The organism is Mycobacterium sp. NGS62 (assembly GCF_059812285.1).
Window position 1 is genome coordinate 74,948 of sequence record NZ_JCALCK010000012.1, and the last position, 17,059, is coordinate 92,006.

Here is a 17,059-nt window from a genome sequence, read left to right on the forward strand (position 1 = left end):
CGGCCAAACGACTACCGCCGCCCGATGGCCAGGATCCTGGTCGCCAGCGCGGCAACGAGGTTGACGACGGCGACCACGATGATCAGCGTCAGCGCCGCGCCCCAGACCCGCAGAAAACCGGCGTGCTCGGGGTTGGTGAGTTCGGTGTAAATCAACAGCGGCAGCGACGCCATGTTGCCGCTGAACATGTCGTAGTTGATCGATCGGCTGTAGCCGACCAGCACCAGCACCGGTGCGGTTTCCCCGATGATGCGGGCGAACGACAACAAGACGCCCGAGATGATGCCCGGCAGCGCAACGGGAATGACGATCCGCACGATCGTTTTCCACTTCGGGATGCCCAACGCGTAGCTGGCTTCCCGCAGTTCGTCGGGCACCAGCTTGAGCATCTCTTCGCCTGCACGCACGACGATCGGCAACATCAGCAGAACCAACGCCAGCGACACCGCAAAGCCGCTCTGCTCGAAGCCCAAAGTCGCGATCCAGAGGCTGAAGATGAACAGCGACGCCACGATCGATGGCACCCCGGCCAGCACGTCGACCATGAAGGTGGTCACCCGGGTCAGCCGGTCGGGACCGTATTCGGCCAAGTAGATCGCGACCATCAATCCCAGCGGCACGGCGATGACGGCGGCCACCACCGCTTGCGCCACCGTGCCATAGAGCGCGTGATAGACACCGCCGGCGAATTGCTCTGGCATCACGCCGCGCAGCGAATGAGTCCACCAGCCTTTTCGGGTGACGGCCCACCAGCCGCGGTCGATGACGACCCAGAGCAACCAGATCAGCGGGACCAACGCGACGACGAATGACACCAGGAAAAGCACTGTCGCGACGCTGTTTTTGACACGCCGCCTAATGCCGATGCCGCGAAACGCCGCAGCTTTGACCGGCCGGTCGAGCGCCGCGGTACTCATCATCCGTTGACCTTCCCGCCGGCGACCGCCCGGGCGGCGGCGTTGACCATGAACGTCAGCACGAAGAGCACGAATCCAGCGGAGATGTAAGCGCCGGTTGGTAGTGGTTCGCTGAATTCGGTTGCCGCCGAAGCGATCTTGGAAGCGAACGTGTAGCCGCCGTCGAACAGCGACCAACGCCCGGGCTGCGCGGCCGCGCGCAAGATGATCAGCACGGCCACCGTTTCTCCCAGCGCACGGCCCAAACCGAGCATCGACGCCGCGATGACGCCGCTCCGGCCGAAGGGCAGTACGGTCATCCGCACGACTTCCCACTTCGTCGCGCCGAGCGCCTGCGCTGCTTCGACCTGCATATGCGGTGTCTGCCGGAACACTTCTCTGGACACCGACGAGATGATCGGCAGGATCATCGCGGCCAGGACGATCCCGGCGGTGAAGATCGTGCCACCGCCGACCAGCGACACATTGCCCTTGTGAAACAGGAACAACCATCCCAGGTGGCGGTTGAGAAACAGTTCGATCGGCTCGAGCTGCGGCGCTAATACGAAGATGCCCCAGAGCCCGAAGATGATCGAGGGCACCGCAGCCAGCAGATCGACCATCACAGCGAACGGACGTGACAGTTGTGCCGGCGCGTACTGGGTCAGGAACACCGCGACCCCGACCGCGACCGGCACCGCCAACACCAAGGCGAAGATCGAACTCAGCACCGTGACCATGAACAGGTCGCGGATGCCGAATGCCAGGTTCTGGGCATCGCGGGTGTCGAATTCGGCACTCGTGAAGAAGTTCGCGTGGTTGGCACGCAGCGACGGCACGGCGTTGATGAGCAGGAATATCGCGATCAAGGCGATCGCGATCACGATCGTCGCGCCGGCGGCAACGGCGACCGACTTGAACAGTCGGTCGCCGTGCCGTCCTGCGCTACCTGTCGCCGTCAACCCAGGCATTGCCCCGGTCGGATCGGGCCGGGTCAGTGATTCTCGGGAAATGGCGGCCTCAGATCAGGCGATCGCGTTGACCGCGGTTGACAATCTCGACTTGAACGAGTCGGGAATCGGGATGTACCCGTTGTCCGCCAAGCCGTTCTGCCCGGGGCCGATGGTGGCCTGCAGGAACGCCTTGACAGCCGAACCAACCTGCGGGTCGGGGTACTTCGAGCAGACGATCTCATAGGTCGCCAGCACGATCGGGTACGAGCCGGCCTGCGTCGGCTTGTAGAACGACATCGTGTCGAGGACCAAGTCGTTGCCCTGCCCCTTGATCGTCGCACCGGCGATCGTCTTGCCGACCGAGTCGCTGCTGATCGACACCGGCTCGGGGCCCGCGGAGGTGACGATCTGAGCCATGTTCAACTTCTGTGCCTGAGCGAACGACCACTCGTTGTAGGTGATCGACCCTTCGGTGTTCTTGACGGCAGCTGACGTGCCGTCGTTGCCCTTGGCCCCTTCGCCGACTCCGCCGTTGAACGTCTTGCCGGCTCCCTTGCCCCACGCGCCGTCAGAGGCGGCGTCCAGGTATTCCTGGAAGTTGGCTGTGGTGCCGGACTCGTCGCTGCGGAACACAACGTGAATCGGCTCGGCGGGCAGCGTGGCGTTGTTGTTCAACCCCTTGATCGCAGGGTCATCCCAGGTGGCGATGGTTCCGTTGAAGATCTTGGCCGCTGTCGGACCGTCGAGGGCCAGCTTGTCCACGCCCTTGACGTTGTAGGTGACCGCGATGGGACCGAACACCGTGGGCAGGTTCCATGCCGGTGAGCCGCAACGTTCTTGCGCTTTGCCGGCCTCGTCGGCACTCAGCGGTACGTCGGAGCCGCCGAAGTCAGTTTGCTTGCCAGTGAATTCGCTGATGCCGGCACCCGAACCATTGGCGGTGTAATTCAGGGTTTGACCCGGGCAAGCCTGCTCGAACGCGTTGACGAATCGAGCCATCGCGTTGGCCTGTGCTGTCGAGCCGCTGGCCTTCAGCGTCTTGGCTCCGCCGCACGTCACGTTCGCCGACGACGAAGCAGAGGCAGACGACGAACCAGACGGCTGCGCCCCTTGGTTCCCTTGATTCGCGCTGTTGTCATTACCGCATGCCGACAGCACCAGCGCGCCGGTGGCCATCACACCGAGCGCAGCGCCACATCGTTTGAGTTTCAAATCGGCTCCTTTGAACGGAAGGGATGACGACTGCATTCACTGCGCCACCAGGCCACGCCGAGTTGCACAGCCATGCAAGTGGGGTGGGTCCGCGGCTGATCCAAGCCGGCACCGTGTAGACGCATAGTTAAAGGCCCCACCGAGGCGAACGTATCACGCACGAAGATCGAACAGCCAGGGAATCCATCCGTTTTTCAAGATCACCAGGGGGCGGGGAAGCGTCGCCGATGCGGTATTCGGCCTGCACGGGCCCCCAGGGTGCGATTTGATACGCAGGCTGCGGCGAGTCGCGTATGAAACCGCACAACGGGTGCGCGTCGGCAGACCAGGCCGGTGGGCGCGGGGGCGTCGATTCAGGTTTTTCTAAATCAATCGCTTGACTTAACCAAGATCGCGTCGATTAACTCGTCGGTGTGGTCAACGAATTAGCTGGCAAGGTCGCGATCGTCACCGGCGGTGCCTCGGGCATCGGCGCTGGCATCGTCGAGAGGTTCCTGGCGGAGGGCGCCCGGGTGGTGATTGGCGACGTCGATGCCGACCGGGGTAAGGCGCTCGCGGAAAAGTACGGGGCCCGAGCGGATTTCCGTCATACCGACACCGCAGAACCCGACCAGGTCGCCGAGTTGGTGTCGCGAGCAGTTCGGCAGTTCGACGGCCTGCACGTCATGGTCAACAACGCCGGCATCTCCAGTCGGATGCACCGCAGTTTTTTGGAGGACGATCTGGCCGACTTCCAGCGGGTGATGGGGGTCAATGTGCTCGGCGTCATGGCAGGCACTCGCGAGGCGGCTCGGTACATGGCGGCCGGCGGCGGCGGTTCGATTATCAACGTGTCGTCAATCGGTGGGATCCAGGCCGGTGGCGGTGTGATGACGTATCGCGCCTCCAAGGCGGCTGTCATTCAATTCACCAAGTCTGTGGCAATCGAGTTGGCGCACTACGAGATCCGGGTCAATTGCATTGCTCCGGGCAATATCCCGACTCCGATCCTGGCCTCGTCGGCTTCCGGCATGAAAGGTGAAGAACTCGAGCGTTTCGAGCACACCATCCGGGAGCAGATGCGGGCCGACCGGCCGCTACAGCGCGAGGGCACACCCGACGACGTTGCCGAGGCCGCGCTCTACTTGGCCGGTGAGAGATCCCGCTATGTCACCGGGACGGTGCTCCCCGTCGACGGCGGAACGTCGGCCGGTAAAGCGATCCGGCGGCGCCGTCCGAAAGATTAAATCAATCGCTTGACTTAAACAGGGCCGCGGGGTTGACTTGGCGGCGTGACTACGGCGAGGCCCGCGCGCACCGAGCGGGCCAGCACGACTCAGGAGGCGATCCTGACGGCGGCCGAGCGGTTGTTCGCCGAACACGGGGTTTTCGCCGTGTCCAATCGGCAAGTCAGCGAGGCCGCCGGGCAGGGCAACAACGCCGCCGTCGGCTACCATTTCGGCACCAAAACGGACCTGGTGCGGGCTATCGAGCACAAACACCGGGTGCCCATCGAGCGGCTGCGCGAGGAGATGGTTGCTCAGCTTGTGCAGAACGGCGACTCCGCAGCGATGCGCGACTGGGTGGCGTGCTTGGTATGCCCGCTCACCGAACACCTCGCTGCGCTGGGCAACCCCACTTGGTATGCGCGCTTTGCCGCACAGGTGATGACCGATCCGGCCTATCACAACATTGTCGTCAAAGACGCGCTGACGTCCCCGTCGCTGGTGCAGGTGATCGACGGCATCAACGGCTGTCTGCCCGAGCTGCCGATCGAGGTTCGGGTGGAGCGCAATCTGATGGCCCGCAATCTACTGATGCACACGTGCGCCGATCGCGAACGGGCGCTGGCCGCAAAAACATCTCTGTCCAGTTGGCAGACCGCCGGTTCCGGTCTTATCGATGCGATCGTGGGTTTGTGGCTGGCTCCGGTGACGGAAAGAAGCGACAGATGAAAGTGACTGTCGACCAAGACAAATGCGCATCGTCGGGCAACTGCGTGATGCGGGCGCCGGAGATTTTCGACCAACGCGACGAGGACGGAGTCGTCGTGCTGCTCAACCAACACCCACCGGCCGACCAGGCTGACAACGCCCGCAGCGCCGCTGCGGGTTGCCCCGCCCAAGCCATTCAGATCGAGGAGTGAGAAGTTGTCCGACACCCTCACCGGCACTGCGACCGAGACCACCTCGGGAATTCCGGAATACCCGATGGCGAGGTCGGGCAGCTGCCCGTTCGCGCCTCCACCCGACGTGATGGCGCTTGCGCAGACGAAACCGCTTTCTCGGGTGCGGATTTGGGACGGCAGCACGCCGTGGCTGATCACCGGCTACCAGGAGGCGCGCGCCCTGTTCGGCGACCCGCGGGTCAGCGTCGACGATCGGCGCGACGGCTTTCCGCACTGGAACGAAGGCATGCTTGCCACGGTGCACAAGCGCCCGCGGTCGGTGTTCACTTCCGATGGTGCCGAACACATCCGCTTCCGCCGGATGTTGTCGCGCCCGTTGACATCCCGGCGGGTGGAGGCCATGCGCCCGGCGATCGGGCAGATCATCGACGAACACATCGACGCCATTTTGGCCGGTCCGCAGCCCGCCGATTTGGTGACGGCGCTGGCGTTGCCGATCCCGTCGCTGGTAATCAGCGAACTGCTCGGCGTGCCGTACCAAGATCACGGCTTCTTCCAGGAGCACGCGACCATGGGAGTCTCCCGCTATGCGACCGCGAAGGACACCGCCGCAGGTGCGAGCGAGCTGTCCAAGTATCTGATCCGGCTGTTGGAAGCCCGGATTGCCGAACCCACCGAGGACATGGTCTCGGACCTGGGGGACCGGGTGAAATCGGGGGAGCTCAGCCTCAAGGAGGCGACCCAGCTGGGCACTGGGATGCTGATTGCTGGACACGAAACCACGGCGAACATGATCGGTTTGGGGATTCTTGCGCTGCTGCAAGAACCCGAGAAGCTGGCCGTGATCCGAGACACCGACGACGACACCGTGGTTGCCAATGCGGTGGAGGAACTGCTGCGCTACCTGTCCATCATTCAGAATGGGCAGCGCCGGGTGGCCGCCGAGGATATCGAGATCGCGGGCGAGGTGATCCGTGCCGGCGACGGCATCATCATCGACCTGGCTCCGGCGAATTGGGACCCCGCGGAGTTTCCCGACCCCGAGGTGCTCGATCTGGGCAGGCCCGCCCGCCAGCATCTCGCGTTCGGTTTCGGCCCGCACCAATGTGTCGGCCAGCAACTGGCTCGCGTCGAGTTGCAGATGGTCTTTCACAAACTGTTCCGGCGTATGCCCACGTTGGAATTGGCGGTGCCGTTCGACAAGATCCCGTTCAAAAACGACCGCCTGGCCTACGGCGTCTACGAGTTGCCGGTGACCTGGTGATCGCCTATCGGGCCAGGCATAGATGACTACTTTCGAAAACCCAGCCGATCCGATTGGAGGATCAACGATGTCCAGCCAGTCCACCATTTCGCTGTACCCGCCCGGAGGTTACGGCGCGCCCAAGGATCGACGTGGCCACGCCGACGTCAAAAGCACCGGATTACCGGAAGGCACGGTGGTTTTCTCTGCGGACAACCACATTTCGCTTGCCGAGGACATCTTCTACGAACGTTTTCCCGACGACCTCAAAGACAAAGCGCCGCGGATCTGGTACGAGGATGGGGCATACCAGGTCGGCCGCAAAGGGCAGTCGTTCCTGCCGGGCGACTTCAGCGCGGTGCTGATGCAATACGACGACCTGCCGGGCGCCGGAAGCACCAACATCGAGGCGCGAATCCAGGAGTTGCGCGAAGACGGCGTCAACAAGGAGTTGGCGTTCCCCAACGCTATCTTGGCGCTTTTCCACTACCCGGACAAAAAGCTTCGCGAACTCGCGTTCCGCATCTACAACGAGTACATCGCCGAGTTGCAGGAACGTTCCGGTGGCCACTTCTATGGGGCGGGGCTGATCAACTGGTGGGATCCGGAAGGCACCCGCCGGACGCTCTCAGAGTTGAAATCGCTTGGTCTCAAGACGTTCCTGCTTCCGCTGAACCCGGGCAAGGACGACGAGGGCAATATCATCGACTACGCCAGCGATGCCATGAGCCCGGTGTGGGACGAGATCGAAGAAGCCGGCCTGCCGGTCGCCCATCACATCGGCGAGACGCCGCCGAAAACCCCATGCGAATTCAACAGCGTGGTGGTGGGCATGATGATCAACATCGACGGGTTCCGGGAAGCGTTCTCCAAGTACATCTTCGCCGGCATCCTCGACCGGCATCCCAAGCTGCGGATTGGCTGGTTCGAAGGTGGGATCGCCTGGGTGCCATGGGCTTTGCAGGACGCCGAACATCTCGTCGCGTCGTATCAGCACATGTTCAACCGGCCCGTCGAGCACGGCGTGCGGTACTACTGGGACACCCACATGAGTGCGTCGTTCATGGTCGACCCGTTGGGTCTGCAGTTGATCGACAAAATCGGCGTCGACAAGGTGATGTGGTCGAGCGACTACCCGCACAACGAAAGCACCTACGGCTACTCCGAGAAGTCGCTGGCGACGGTGGTCGATGCGGTCGGCCCGGAGGCGGCTGCACAGATTGTGAGCGGCAACATCACCGAATTCCTCGGACTGTAGGGCCGTTCGGTGACGACGTTCATGCAGGCGCCGCCGTCTGCGATCGAAATCCCGGACACTCCGGACCTCGACCGGATGCGCTCAGAGACCGGTGCGCGGCTCCGGTCGGTGATGGCCGATCGGGGCGTCGATGCGTTGATCCTGCTGGGAAACAACAACGTCGTCTACGCAACCGGAGCGAGCTGGCCGCTGGGCGACGCCGGGTTGTCCTACGTCGAGCGGCCGGTCGCGGTGGTGTGCGCCGACGACCCGTGGCCGCATTTGTTCCTGCCGTTCCGCGAGGGCACGGCATCCGAATCGGGGCTGCCTGCCGACCATCTGCATGGCCCGGTCTATCTCGAGTTCGATGAGGGCGTGGAGAACTTCGCGCGGAGGGTCGCCGAACTGGTGCCGGCCGAGGCGGTCGTCGCGGTCGACGAGTTCACCGGAGCGATGCGACGCGCCCAGCACCAGTTGTTTCGGGCCGGCCGCCCAGTCGATGCCGCCCAGGTGATCGGCGCCGCCAAAGTCATCAAGACCACCGACGAACTGGCCTGTATCCGCACCGCATGCCGGATCACCGACCAGGCGATGGTCGATGTGCAGGCGGCGCTGGCCCCCGGAATCCGCCAGATCGACTTGTCGGCAGGCTTTTTGCGCCGCGCGTTCGAACTGGGCGCGATGGCCAGCATGCTCGAACCGATCTGGCAGGTAATGCCGAAGAACAAGGCCGACGGGGTGTGGACCACACACGGCGATCTGGCGTTGCCGTTGCTGACGACCGAGCGCGAATTGGCGGCCGGCGACGTATTGTGGACCGACGTCAGCATCACCTACGCCGGCTACTGCTCGGACTTCGGCCGGACCTGGGTGGTGGGCCAGGATCCCACACCGCGCCAACAGGCACAGTTCGACCGGTGGCGAGAAATCATGACCGCGGTGCTCGACGTCACCCGTGCCGGGGCTACCGCCGCCGAGTTGGGAAGAGCCGCGACGAAAGCCAACGGCGGCAGCCGACCCTGGCTGCCCCACTTCTACCTGGGTCACGGTATCGGCGTGAATGCGGCTGAAACACCAATGATCGGGACGGATCTCGGCGACGAGTTCGACGAGAACTTTGTGTTCGAACCCGGCATGGTGCTGGTCCTGGAGCCGGTGGTGTGGGAGGACGGTACCGGCGGCTATCGCAGCGAAGAGATCATCGTCATCACCGAGGAAGGTTGGATTCGGTTGACCGACTATCCCTATGACCCGTATGGCGCGGAGTAGCGCCCAGCTGCGCAGCGACGCGATGAGGAGGAGTAGCGCCGATGGCTACTGAAGTTCTGCCCGACGATCGGGCGTTGCGCTCCGGGCGTCGCGAGCGTGCACTGGCCCAAATGGCGGCCCACGACCTCGACGTGCTGGTCCTTGGTCGACAAGCCAACGTGCGCTACGTGACCGGCGCACCGCAACTGTGGGTGGCCGGCACCCGGCCGTTCGGTCCCACCTGCGTCGTCGTCGCGGAAACCGGGGCCATCCACCTGCTCAGCACCTGGGACGAAGGTGTCCCCGAGGACATCCCGCACGAAAACCTCTACGGCATCGCCTGGAATCCGATGAACACCATCTCGGTGCTGCAAGGCATCGAGGGTGCGGCCACAGCGAAACGCGTGGGTACCGATGCGCTTTCGCCCGGGTTCGCACAGCTGCTGCCGGTGGCCTTTCCCAACGCCGACCTGGTGGACGGGGAGTTGGCCATGCGCGCCGCCCGGCGGATCAAGACGACCGAAGAGGTGACTGCGCTACGCGAGTCCATCCGGGTGGCCGAGAACGGACTGGCCGCAGCAGTGGCCGAATTGCGGCCCGGAATCAGCGAAAAGACCCTGGCCGGGGTCCTGCTGGAGGCTGTGGCGGCCGGCGGGGTCAGCACGCCGGCAACCCAGGATGTGGCATGGGTGACCTCGCGTGATCACCCGTGGCGGCGCGGCAGCGACGATGGACGGGTCGCATCCGGGGATCTGGTGGCGCTGTCGGCGGGTGTACTCGCCGGCGGCTACGCCGGCGAGGTCGGCCGCAGCTGGCCGGTCGGCGATGTCGACGGTGCCGCCGATCTCTACGGCCGCTGGGAGTTGCTGTGGGACAGGCTTTATGAAGCGTGTCAGCCTGCCGCACCGGCTGCTGAACTACTGGCCGCCTACCACGCCGCAGGGGAGCCGCTGCCGCCGATGCCGGTGGCGCGCGGGCTGGGACTGGGTTTCGACCCACCGGTGGTGTCGTCGCATCTGCCGGCAACCGCCGCCGAAGAACAGCTGGAGCCCGGCATGGTGCTCGCGGTCACCGGTTACGTCTGGGAGCGAGGTATCGGCGCGGTATTCGGCCGGGAGGCGGTGCTGATCACCGCGGACGGTCCCGAGTTGCTGACGACGAGTCCGTCATGGCAAGGCGTAGTTCATGCCTGACCAGCCTCCCCCGCCTGAGGAGATCATCCTCTACGCGAAGGACCCGAAGACCAAGATCGCGACGATCACCTTCAACCGTCCCGAGTTTCTCAACGCTCCCACCACCGCTGCGCGGCTTCGCTATGCCGATCTGCTGCGCGCCGCCACCGTCGACGACGACGTCAAGGTGGTGGTCATCCGCGGTGTCGGCGACGACCTCGGCAGCGGCGCCGACCTTCCCGAGTTCATGGAAGGCAAAGATTCGCCCGAGGCCCGCTTGGCTGAATTGCGGCTGGAAGACGATGGAATTCAATACCCGCCCAAAGGATCCTTTCGTCACGGCGCGACGATCAGCCAGTGGTACGCCAACTCGCAGGCCGGTAATCGCGCGCTGCAGGAATTCAAGAAGATCAGCATCGTCGAAGCCAAGGGGTACTGCTACGGCTGGCATTTCTACCAGGCCGCTGACGCCGACCTGGTGATCGCCTCCGACGACGCTCTGTTCGGTCACCCGTCGTTCCGGTACTACGGCTGGGGCCCGCGGATGTGGACATGGGTCCAGACCATGGGCTTGCGGACGTTTCAGGAAATGGTTTTCACCGGACGGCCTTTCACCGCCGACGAGATGTTCCACTGCAACTTCTTAAACAAAGTCGTGCCGCGGAATCAGCTGGAGGCCGAGGTCGACAAATACGCGCTGGCGTGCGCGCGAAACCGCCCCACCGACACCATCTTTATGCAGAAGGTCTTCTTCGAGGTGGTCAAGCAGTATCAGGGCGAATATCTCGGCAGCCTGCTGACTGGTTTCTTCGAATCGATGGGCGGCGGTGCTGCTCCCGACGGCGACAGCCTAATGCTCGACGACGCTATCGGCAGCGGGCTGACCGACGCGGTCAAGGACAACGACAGCAAGTTTCCGCCGGAGTTCCGGTTGAGCAAATCCAGTCGCGAGAAGAACGGGTAACCGTGGAGGCGCTATCCGGCCCCTTACACGGCTATACCGTCGTCGACCTGTCCACCGGCATCGCCGGCGCCTACTGCACCAAACTCTTGGCAGACGGCGGTGCGCGCGTCATCAAAATCGAGCCGCCGCAAGGAGACCCATTGCGACGATGGTCCGCGTCGGGTGCCGCCATCGAATCCGGCACCGACGGCGCCCTGTTCAGTTTTTTGGCCTGCGCCAAGCACAGCGTAGTCGCCGATCCTGAGACTGATGTGGCGTTCGTCAACGGGTTGCTGGCATCTGCCGACGCGGTGGTGTGGTCGCGCGGCTCGGCCGTTGCCGAGCACCCGTCATTTGCTCCCGCCGAAATGCAGCACGCTCACCCGCATTTGATCGTCACCGCGATCACTCCGTTCGGCCTGACCGGGCCATGGCGAGACCTGCCGGCGACGGAATTCACCTTGCAGGCGTGGTCCGGCGGAATCGTCGGTCTCGGCCGCGGGTCGGCGGACCGAGCACCGGTATTCGTCGGCGGGCAGGTCGGTGAGTATCTCGCCGGAGCGTTTGCCAGTGCGATCACCCTGACATCGCGACTGCGTCAAATCGACAGCGGTGCTGGTGAACTCATCGACCTGTCCATGCTGGAGACGCAGATACTGGGCCTCACGTATTACCCGGTGAGCTACTTCGAGATGCTCGGCCGGCCCTGGCGGGATGCCCGCAGACTCACCGTCCCGGGCATCGCGCGGGCCAAAGACGGCCTAATCGACGTCGGCTGCGGGACCGCGCAGCAGTGGTTCGATCTGTGCGCGATGACCGGTCACCAGGACTGGATCGACGAGGAATCGCCGCTCACGATCACCGAGCAGGCCAACGAGAAGGCCGACGACATCTATGCCTGGTTCGAGGAGCAGACGGTCGAGGAGATCCGGGATCTCGCCACCGCATTCCGCGTTCCCAATGCTCCAGTGGCCAACGGCGCCAACATCACCGGCTTGGACCATTTCCAGCATCGCGGGTCGTTTGTCACCAATCCTCGGGACGGCTTTTGGCAGCCCGGCCACCCCTACCGCATGCAGCCCTCGTTGCTGCCGCCGCCAACACCTGCCCCACGGCTCGGTGAGCATACCGCCCACTACCGCCAGGCCCGGCCGCCCGCCCGATCGGCAGCCAGCGGCACGGCGGATCGGTTGCCGTTGAGCGGCTTACGGGTGCTGGACATGACGACGTTCTGGGCGGGTCCATCCTGCACGCATTTTTTGGCGCTACTCGGGGCCGAGGTCATCCACGTGGAGTCCACCGGCAGGCCGGACGGCACCCGGCTCATCGCCGGCGTGCCGGTGACCGAAGACCAATGGTGGGAGCGCTCGCCGATCTTCTCTGGTCTCAACACCAACAAAAAGGGTTTGACGCTCGATTTGCGGACGGCTGCCGGACGCGATCTGCTGCGCCGATTCATCGCAACATCGGACGTGATCGTCGAGAACTTCACGCCCCGGGTGCTCGAACAAATCGGACTGGATTTCGCGGCGGTGCAAGCGATCCGGCCTGACACCATCCTGCTGAGGATGCCCGGGTTCGGACTTGACGGGCCTTGGCGCGACAATCCGGCCTTCGCCTACGTTATCGAAGCCGCGTCCGGGTTGAGTTGGCTCACCGGCTATCCCGACCGCAACCCCTATGACCCATATTCGGTCGGCGACCCCAACGCCGGCATCCACGCGGTCAACGCGCTACTGCTGGCGCTGGAACACCGACGCCGAACCGGGCAAGGAGTGCTGGTGGAGGCCGCCATGGTCGACGCCGCGATCAACGTCGCCGCCGAACAGGTCGTCGAATACAGCGCCTACGGCGCCCTGCTGCAACGGGACGGTAACCGCGGTCCGACGGCAGCGCCGCAAAACCTCTACCGCACAGCCGACATCGACGAGTTCGGCCGCCCCGACAGCTGGGTCGCGGTCGCGGTGGCAACCGACGAACAGTGGGCCGGATTGCGTGACGCGCTCGGCCGCCCGCGGTGGGCAACCGATCCGGCGCTGGCCAGTGCCGCCGGACGGCGGCAACGCCATGACCTGATCGACGAGCAACTCAGCGCCTGGTGTCAGCACCGCAGCGGCGACGAGATCGTCGGCTGCCTGTGGGAAGCCGGTGTCCCAGTGGCGAAGGTCATGCAACCGCATCGGCAAACCGAGCTGCCGCAGCTCGCTTTCCGTGGTTTCTTCGAATCCGTCGGACACCCGGTCAACGAGTCGGTTCCACACAGCACGGTGCCTGCGCGCTTCTCTCGGGGACCGCATCGCTTCCACCGACAGCCCGCCCCGCTGCTCGGGCAACACAACCATGAACTCCTTGCCGAGCTCGGCCTCACCGAGTCTGAGATCGCCGGCCTGGAAGCCGACGGGGTCATCGGCTCGGCGCCGGGCGTTGCGAGAAAGGCGAAAGCCCAATGAAATTCGGTATTCCGCTGGCACGCGCCCATCCCGGGTTGTGGCCCGAGCTGACGAAGCAGGCTGAGGCGCTGGGCTTCGAGTCGGTCTGGCTTCCCGAACACCTGGTGTTCCCCGTCGCGATGAGCGGTAGCCCTCACCAGGGCGATGCGCATCCACCAGTGCCGCCGCAGACACCGATTTTCGACGCGCTGAACTACCTGTCGTTTCTTGCCGCCCAGACCGCGACCATCCGCTTGGGCACCTATGTTTACAACATCGGCCTGCGCCACCCCTTCGTCAGCGCACGCGCCGCTGCGACCCTGGACATCGTGTCGGGCGGCCGGTTCGACTTCGGCGTCGGCGCGAGCTGGCTACGCGAAGAGTGGGAGGCGGTCGGCCTGGACTTCGACAGCCGCGGCCCACGCGTCGACGAGGCATTACAGGTATGCCGGGCACTGTGGAGCCAACCCAGTGTCGAATACCACGGCCGGTTCTTCGATTTCGGTGAAGTCATGTTCGAGCCCAAACCGGTGCAGCCGGGCGGACCGCCGTTGCACATCGGCGGCGACGGCAAGGCCGCCTTACGCCGGGTCGCGCGCCTGGGCGACGGCTGGCTGCCGATGAACCACACTGTGGATCGGATACCGGAGTCGGTCGGGATACTCAGCGGACTGTGGGCTGAGCATGGACGCAGCGGCAGACCACAAATCACCACCTCCGTACCGATCTCCTCGACCGATGATGTGCAGCGCGCCGCTGACGCAGGTATCGACCGACTCATCGTCGCACCGTGGCAACGCACCCGCGACGCACTCGACGGCATCACCCGCTTCGCCGATCAGTACTTCGAGAAAGCCGCTGCGGCAGGCTAGATTCCGTGGCCATCAGTCCATCCGACATCCAACTTAGCGGCCGTGTCGCAGTGGTGACCGGTGGCGGAGCAGGCATCGGCCGCGGCATTGCGGCGGGCTTGGTCGCTTTCGGGGCATCGGTGGCGATCTGGGAACGCGATACCGAGAGCTGCATTAGCACTGCCGAATCGATTGGCGCGCTGGGCATTGTCGCCGACGTCCGAGACAGCGCACAGGTCGATGCCGCGCTGCAGCGTACGGCCGAAGAACTTGGACCGGTGACGATCCTGGTGAACAACGCCGGTGGGACGTTCTTCTCGCCGCTGCTGGAGACCAGCGAGAACGGCTGGGATGCACTCTACAAGGCCAACATCCGTCATGTGCTGCTGTGCACTCAGCGGGTTGCGCGATCTCTGGTAGCCGCCGGCCTACCCGGCAGCGTCATCAACCTGACCTCGATCGAAGGGGTGCGCGCCGCACCCGGCTACGCCGCATATGCGGCCGCCAAAGCCGGCGTCATCAACTACACCAAAACCGCGGCGTTCGAGCTCGCACCGCACGGTATCCGGGTCAACGCACTGGCGCCGGACATCACCATCACCGAGGGACTCGCCAACCTCGGCGACCTGAGCCAGGATATCGGCCAGGCTGTCCCGATCGGCCGAGCCGGAACTGTCGACGAGGTCGCAAGTGCCGCAGTGTTTCTCGCCTCGGATATGGCGAGCTACATCACCGGACAGACCATTCACGTCGACGGCGGGACACACGCCGCCGGCGGCTGGTATCACCATCCACATACCGATAAGCCCACGTTAGGCCCCGCCTAGTCCCCACTAGTGGGTCCAACCGTGGGCGGCCTGGTCGTCGAAGGTGCGGTCGATCCGCTCGAACCTGCGCCGGATTGAGCCCCGCGACGCCTGGTGCGGCAGGATGTAGAGCCGGTTGGCCAGTATTGCTTCCACCGTCAGCCCGGCGACGGCATCGACGTCAAGGACGCCTTCCCCGCCGGTCTCCGGTCCTGGAACCAGCTGCTGCGCCGGCCCTCCGTAGTCGATACTGCGATTGCGCTCGGAGTTGCCGATATTGGTTCCGACGAGCATCGGGCACAGCACCGATACCCCGATGTCGTTTGCCTTGACCTCACGGGCCAGCGCTTCGGCGAGTGCGACCACACCGTATTTGGCGACGGAGTACGGCGCGAGGCCCACATTCGCTACCAAGCCGGCGAACGACGACGTGAACACCATGTGGCCACCCTCACCCTGCTCGAGGAGTCGGGGCAAGAAAGCTTCGACGCCGTGAATCGGACCCCACAAATCGACGTCGACCACCCAGCGCCAGTCGTCGTGCGACATCTGCGCGATCGGCCCGGCCACCGCGACACCGGCGTTGTTGAAGACCACGTGAACTCGCCCGAGCAGGCGAAACGCCTGGTCGGCTAAGCCGATAACCTCATCGTGGTGGCGGACATCGCAGACCACGCCATGCGCCTCGAGGCCATCGGCGCGCAGCCGCGCGACGGCTTGCTCGAGCGCAGCACCTTCGACGTCTGCCAGCACGACGGCCGCGCCGCGCCGGGCAAGGTTGTCGGCGGTGGCGAAACCGATGCCACTCGCTCCGCCGGTGATGACCGCGCCCCGGCCTTTGAAAGCGTCCATGGCGGAAAACGCTAACCGATGCGGACCTGGATGGGTATCGCTTAGCCGATTGCTGCTAAAGCTGCCGCCGCGTCCAGGTCGGCGTAGGCGGCCGAATACCTTTGCGCCAGCGCCAAAGCGATGTCCGGCCGCTGCCAGAGCTCGCCGGCGCTGGCGGTGCAGAGCCACAGGGTCAGCCCATGGGCGACCGAGGCCCGATAGCGCAGCCAGATCTCGTCCATCGACGGCAGTTCGTCGGCCGGTAACGCCAGGGCATCACGATATTGCTCTAGCAGTTCGCGTTCGGCATGGCGTCGGTCTTCTGTGGTCAATGCCCCCTGGAGGAAATATCCGAGATCCAGCGACCAGTTCCCGCGGCGCGCCACCTGCCAGTCCAGGAAGCCGACCTCGCCGCCAGGCAGCAGATAGGTGTTGCCGATATGCGGATCGCCGTGCAACAGCGTCTGCGTCGACTTGGTCAACGTGCGAATGTAGGGCGCCCAGATATCACCGATCAATTGCTCGATCGTCAGCGACTTCACCTGCGCCGGAGCGTCATCGCCCAACCTCTCAATGGCCGCCGGCAGGGGCGCGATCTCCATGCCGCCCCAGGGCTCGAACGGCTCGAGCCAGTCAAGCGCCGTGGCCTCGAGAACTCTGTTGCCCCAATAATGGCCATGCATCCGGCCCAGGCCGCGCACACCGGTCGCGACTTCCGCAACGGTCATGGGCCGTGTCGCGTCGCGCGGGTCGGCTCCGCGGGCCGTCAGGTCCTCCATGACCATCACGAAGTCGTAGTCGCCTTCGTCGATGAGGGCCGTATAGACGGTCGGATGTTCCAGCGGCAACTCAACTCCGGAATTGAACAATCGCGGCTCGTGGAACATGCCGCTGGTCGCGCGGATCAGCTCCTTGTGCGCCGGATCCGCAGCCTTGACGAAGACGGTGGGCGGCCCGGAACCGGCCGAGTAGCTCAACGCCAGCCGGGCGCGCCGGTTCGTGCCGTCGTCACGCAGCTCGACTGTGACCTCGCCAACCTCGGCACCGGGATAGTGGCGTGCGATCGCCGCCGTCATCCACTCGGGTGTAACGTGTTCCCACTCTTTGGGAACCGAGAGTTCGGCAGTTGTC

16 protein-coding genes are annotated in these 17,059 nt (G+C 64.6%); 11 read left to right on the forward strand and 5 right to left on the reverse strand.

All coding sequences use genetic code 11. The annotated features are described in order from the left end of the window. Positions 1-11 precede the first annotated feature (11 nt). Genes pstA through pstS form a run of 3 tightly spaced genes read right to left on the reverse strand, consistent with a single transcriptional unit; the run spans position 12 to position 3,061 of the window. On the reverse strand, positions 12-917 hold the full coding sequence (gene pstA / locus AC5Y49_RS21100; RefSeq protein WP_499890896.1) for a phosphate ABC transporter permease PstA: 906 nt from the start codon (positions 915-917) through the stop codon (positions 12-14). Continuing rightward, positions 917-1,867: a phosphate ABC transporter permease subunit PstC gene (gene pstC, locus AC5Y49_RS21105; protein WP_499890766.1), complete on the reverse strand. Its 951-nt coding sequence runs from the start codon at positions 1,865-1,867 to the stop codon at positions 917-919. The genes pstA and pstC overlap by 1 nt, the downstream gene beginning before the upstream one ends. Before the next feature lie 54 nt (positions 1,868-1,921). Then, positions 1,922-3,061 (reverse strand): phosphate ABC transporter substrate-binding protein PstS, encoded by a 1,140-nt coding sequence (pstS, locus tag AC5Y49_RS21110; protein WP_499890769.1) that lies wholly within the window; start codon positions 3,059-3,061, stop codon positions 1,922-1,924. Between the two features lie 413 nt (positions 3,062-3,474). On the opposite strand from pstS, the gene AC5Y49_RS21115 reads away from it, so the two are divergent. The 11 genes from AC5Y49_RS21115 (at position 3,475) to AC5Y49_RS21165 (ending at position 15,118) form a co-directional block, all read left to right on the forward strand. Next, positions 3,475-4,287 carry an SDR family NAD(P)-dependent oxidoreductase gene (locus AC5Y49_RS21115; RefSeq protein WP_499890771.1) on the forward strand — a complete coding sequence of 271 codons (813 nt, stop codon included), beginning with the start codon at positions 3,475-3,477 and terminating at the stop codon, positions 4,285-4,287. A gap of 45 nt (positions 4,288-4,332) precedes the next feature. Then, the gene (locus AC5Y49_RS21120) at positions 4,333-4,995 is read left to right on the forward strand and encodes a TetR/AcrR family transcriptional regulator (protein WP_499890774.1); all 663 of its coding nucleotides are present in this window, start codon (positions 4,333-4,335) and stop codon (positions 4,993-4,995) included. Then, the gene (locus tag AC5Y49_RS21125; RefSeq protein ID WP_499890776.1) at positions 4,992-5,186 is read left to right on the forward strand and encodes a ferredoxin; all 195 of its coding nucleotides are present in this window, start codon (positions 4,992-4,994) and stop codon (positions 5,184-5,186) included. Before AC5Y49_RS21120 ends, AC5Y49_RS21125 begins: the two co-directional genes overlap by 4 nt. Before the next feature lie 4 nt (positions 5,187-5,190). Then, positions 5,191-6,432 (forward strand): cytochrome P450, encoded by a 1,242-nt coding sequence (locus AC5Y49_RS21130; RefSeq protein WP_499890779.1) that lies wholly within the window; start codon positions 5,191-5,193, stop codon positions 6,430-6,432. A 175-nt stretch (positions 6,433-6,607) separates the two neighbouring features. Further along, complete coding sequence (locus AC5Y49_RS21135) at positions 6,608-7,669, forward strand: amidohydrolase family protein (RefSeq protein ID WP_499890899.1); 1,062 nt, start codon at positions 6,608-6,610, stop codon at positions 7,667-7,669. 21 nt (positions 7,670-7,690) lie between these two features. Further along, complete coding sequence (locus tag AC5Y49_RS21140) at positions 7,691-8,917, forward strand: M24 family metallopeptidase (RefSeq protein WP_499890901.1); 1,227 nt, start codon at positions 7,691-7,693, stop codon at positions 8,915-8,917. A 41-nt stretch (positions 8,918-8,958) separates the two neighbouring features. Then, positions 8,959-10,089 carry a M24 family metallopeptidase gene (locus tag AC5Y49_RS21145; RefSeq protein ID WP_499890780.1) on the forward strand — a complete coding sequence of 377 codons (1,131 nt, stop codon included), beginning with the start codon at positions 8,959-8,961 and terminating at the stop codon, positions 10,087-10,089. Beyond that, positions 10,082-11,032: an enoyl-CoA hydratase/isomerase family protein gene (locus tag AC5Y49_RS21150; RefSeq protein WP_499890782.1), complete on the forward strand. Its 951-nt coding sequence runs from the start codon at positions 10,082-10,084 to the stop codon at positions 11,030-11,032. Before AC5Y49_RS21145 ends, AC5Y49_RS21150 begins: the two co-directional genes overlap by 8 nt. Before the next feature lie 2 nt (positions 11,033-11,034). After that, on the forward strand, positions 11,035-13,461 hold the full coding sequence (locus AC5Y49_RS21155) for a CaiB/BaiF CoA-transferase family protein (protein ID WP_499890783.1): 2,427 nt from the start codon (positions 11,035-11,037) through the stop codon (positions 13,459-13,461). Continuing rightward, positions 13,458-14,312 (forward strand): LLM class F420-dependent oxidoreductase, encoded by an 855-nt coding sequence (locus AC5Y49_RS21160; protein WP_499890786.1) that lies wholly within the window; start codon positions 13,458-13,460, stop codon positions 14,310-14,312. The genes AC5Y49_RS21155 and AC5Y49_RS21160 overlap by 4 nt, the downstream gene beginning before the upstream one ends. Before the next feature lie 5 nt (positions 14,313-14,317). Beyond that, complete coding sequence (locus AC5Y49_RS21165; RefSeq protein ID WP_499890790.1) at positions 14,318-15,118, forward strand: SDR family NAD(P)-dependent oxidoreductase; 801 nt, start codon at positions 14,318-14,320, stop codon at positions 15,116-15,118. A gap of 6 nt (positions 15,119-15,124) precedes the next feature. On the opposite strand, the gene AC5Y49_RS21170 is transcribed toward AC5Y49_RS21165, so the two are convergent. Together AC5Y49_RS21170 and AC5Y49_RS21175 are read right to left on the reverse strand one after the other, a co-directional pair. Then, positions 15,125-15,949, reverse strand: a complete 825-nt coding sequence (locus AC5Y49_RS21170; protein ID WP_499890794.1) for an SDR family NAD(P)-dependent oxidoreductase — start codon at positions 15,947-15,949, stop codon at positions 15,125-15,127. Between the two features lie 41 nt (positions 15,950-15,990). Next, the gene (locus AC5Y49_RS21175; RefSeq protein ID WP_499890904.1) at positions 15,991-17,004 is read right to left on the reverse strand and encodes a phosphotransferase; all 1,014 of its coding nucleotides are present in this window, start codon (positions 17,002-17,004) and stop codon (positions 15,991-15,993) included. Between the last annotated feature and the right edge of the window lie 55 nt (positions 17,005-17,059).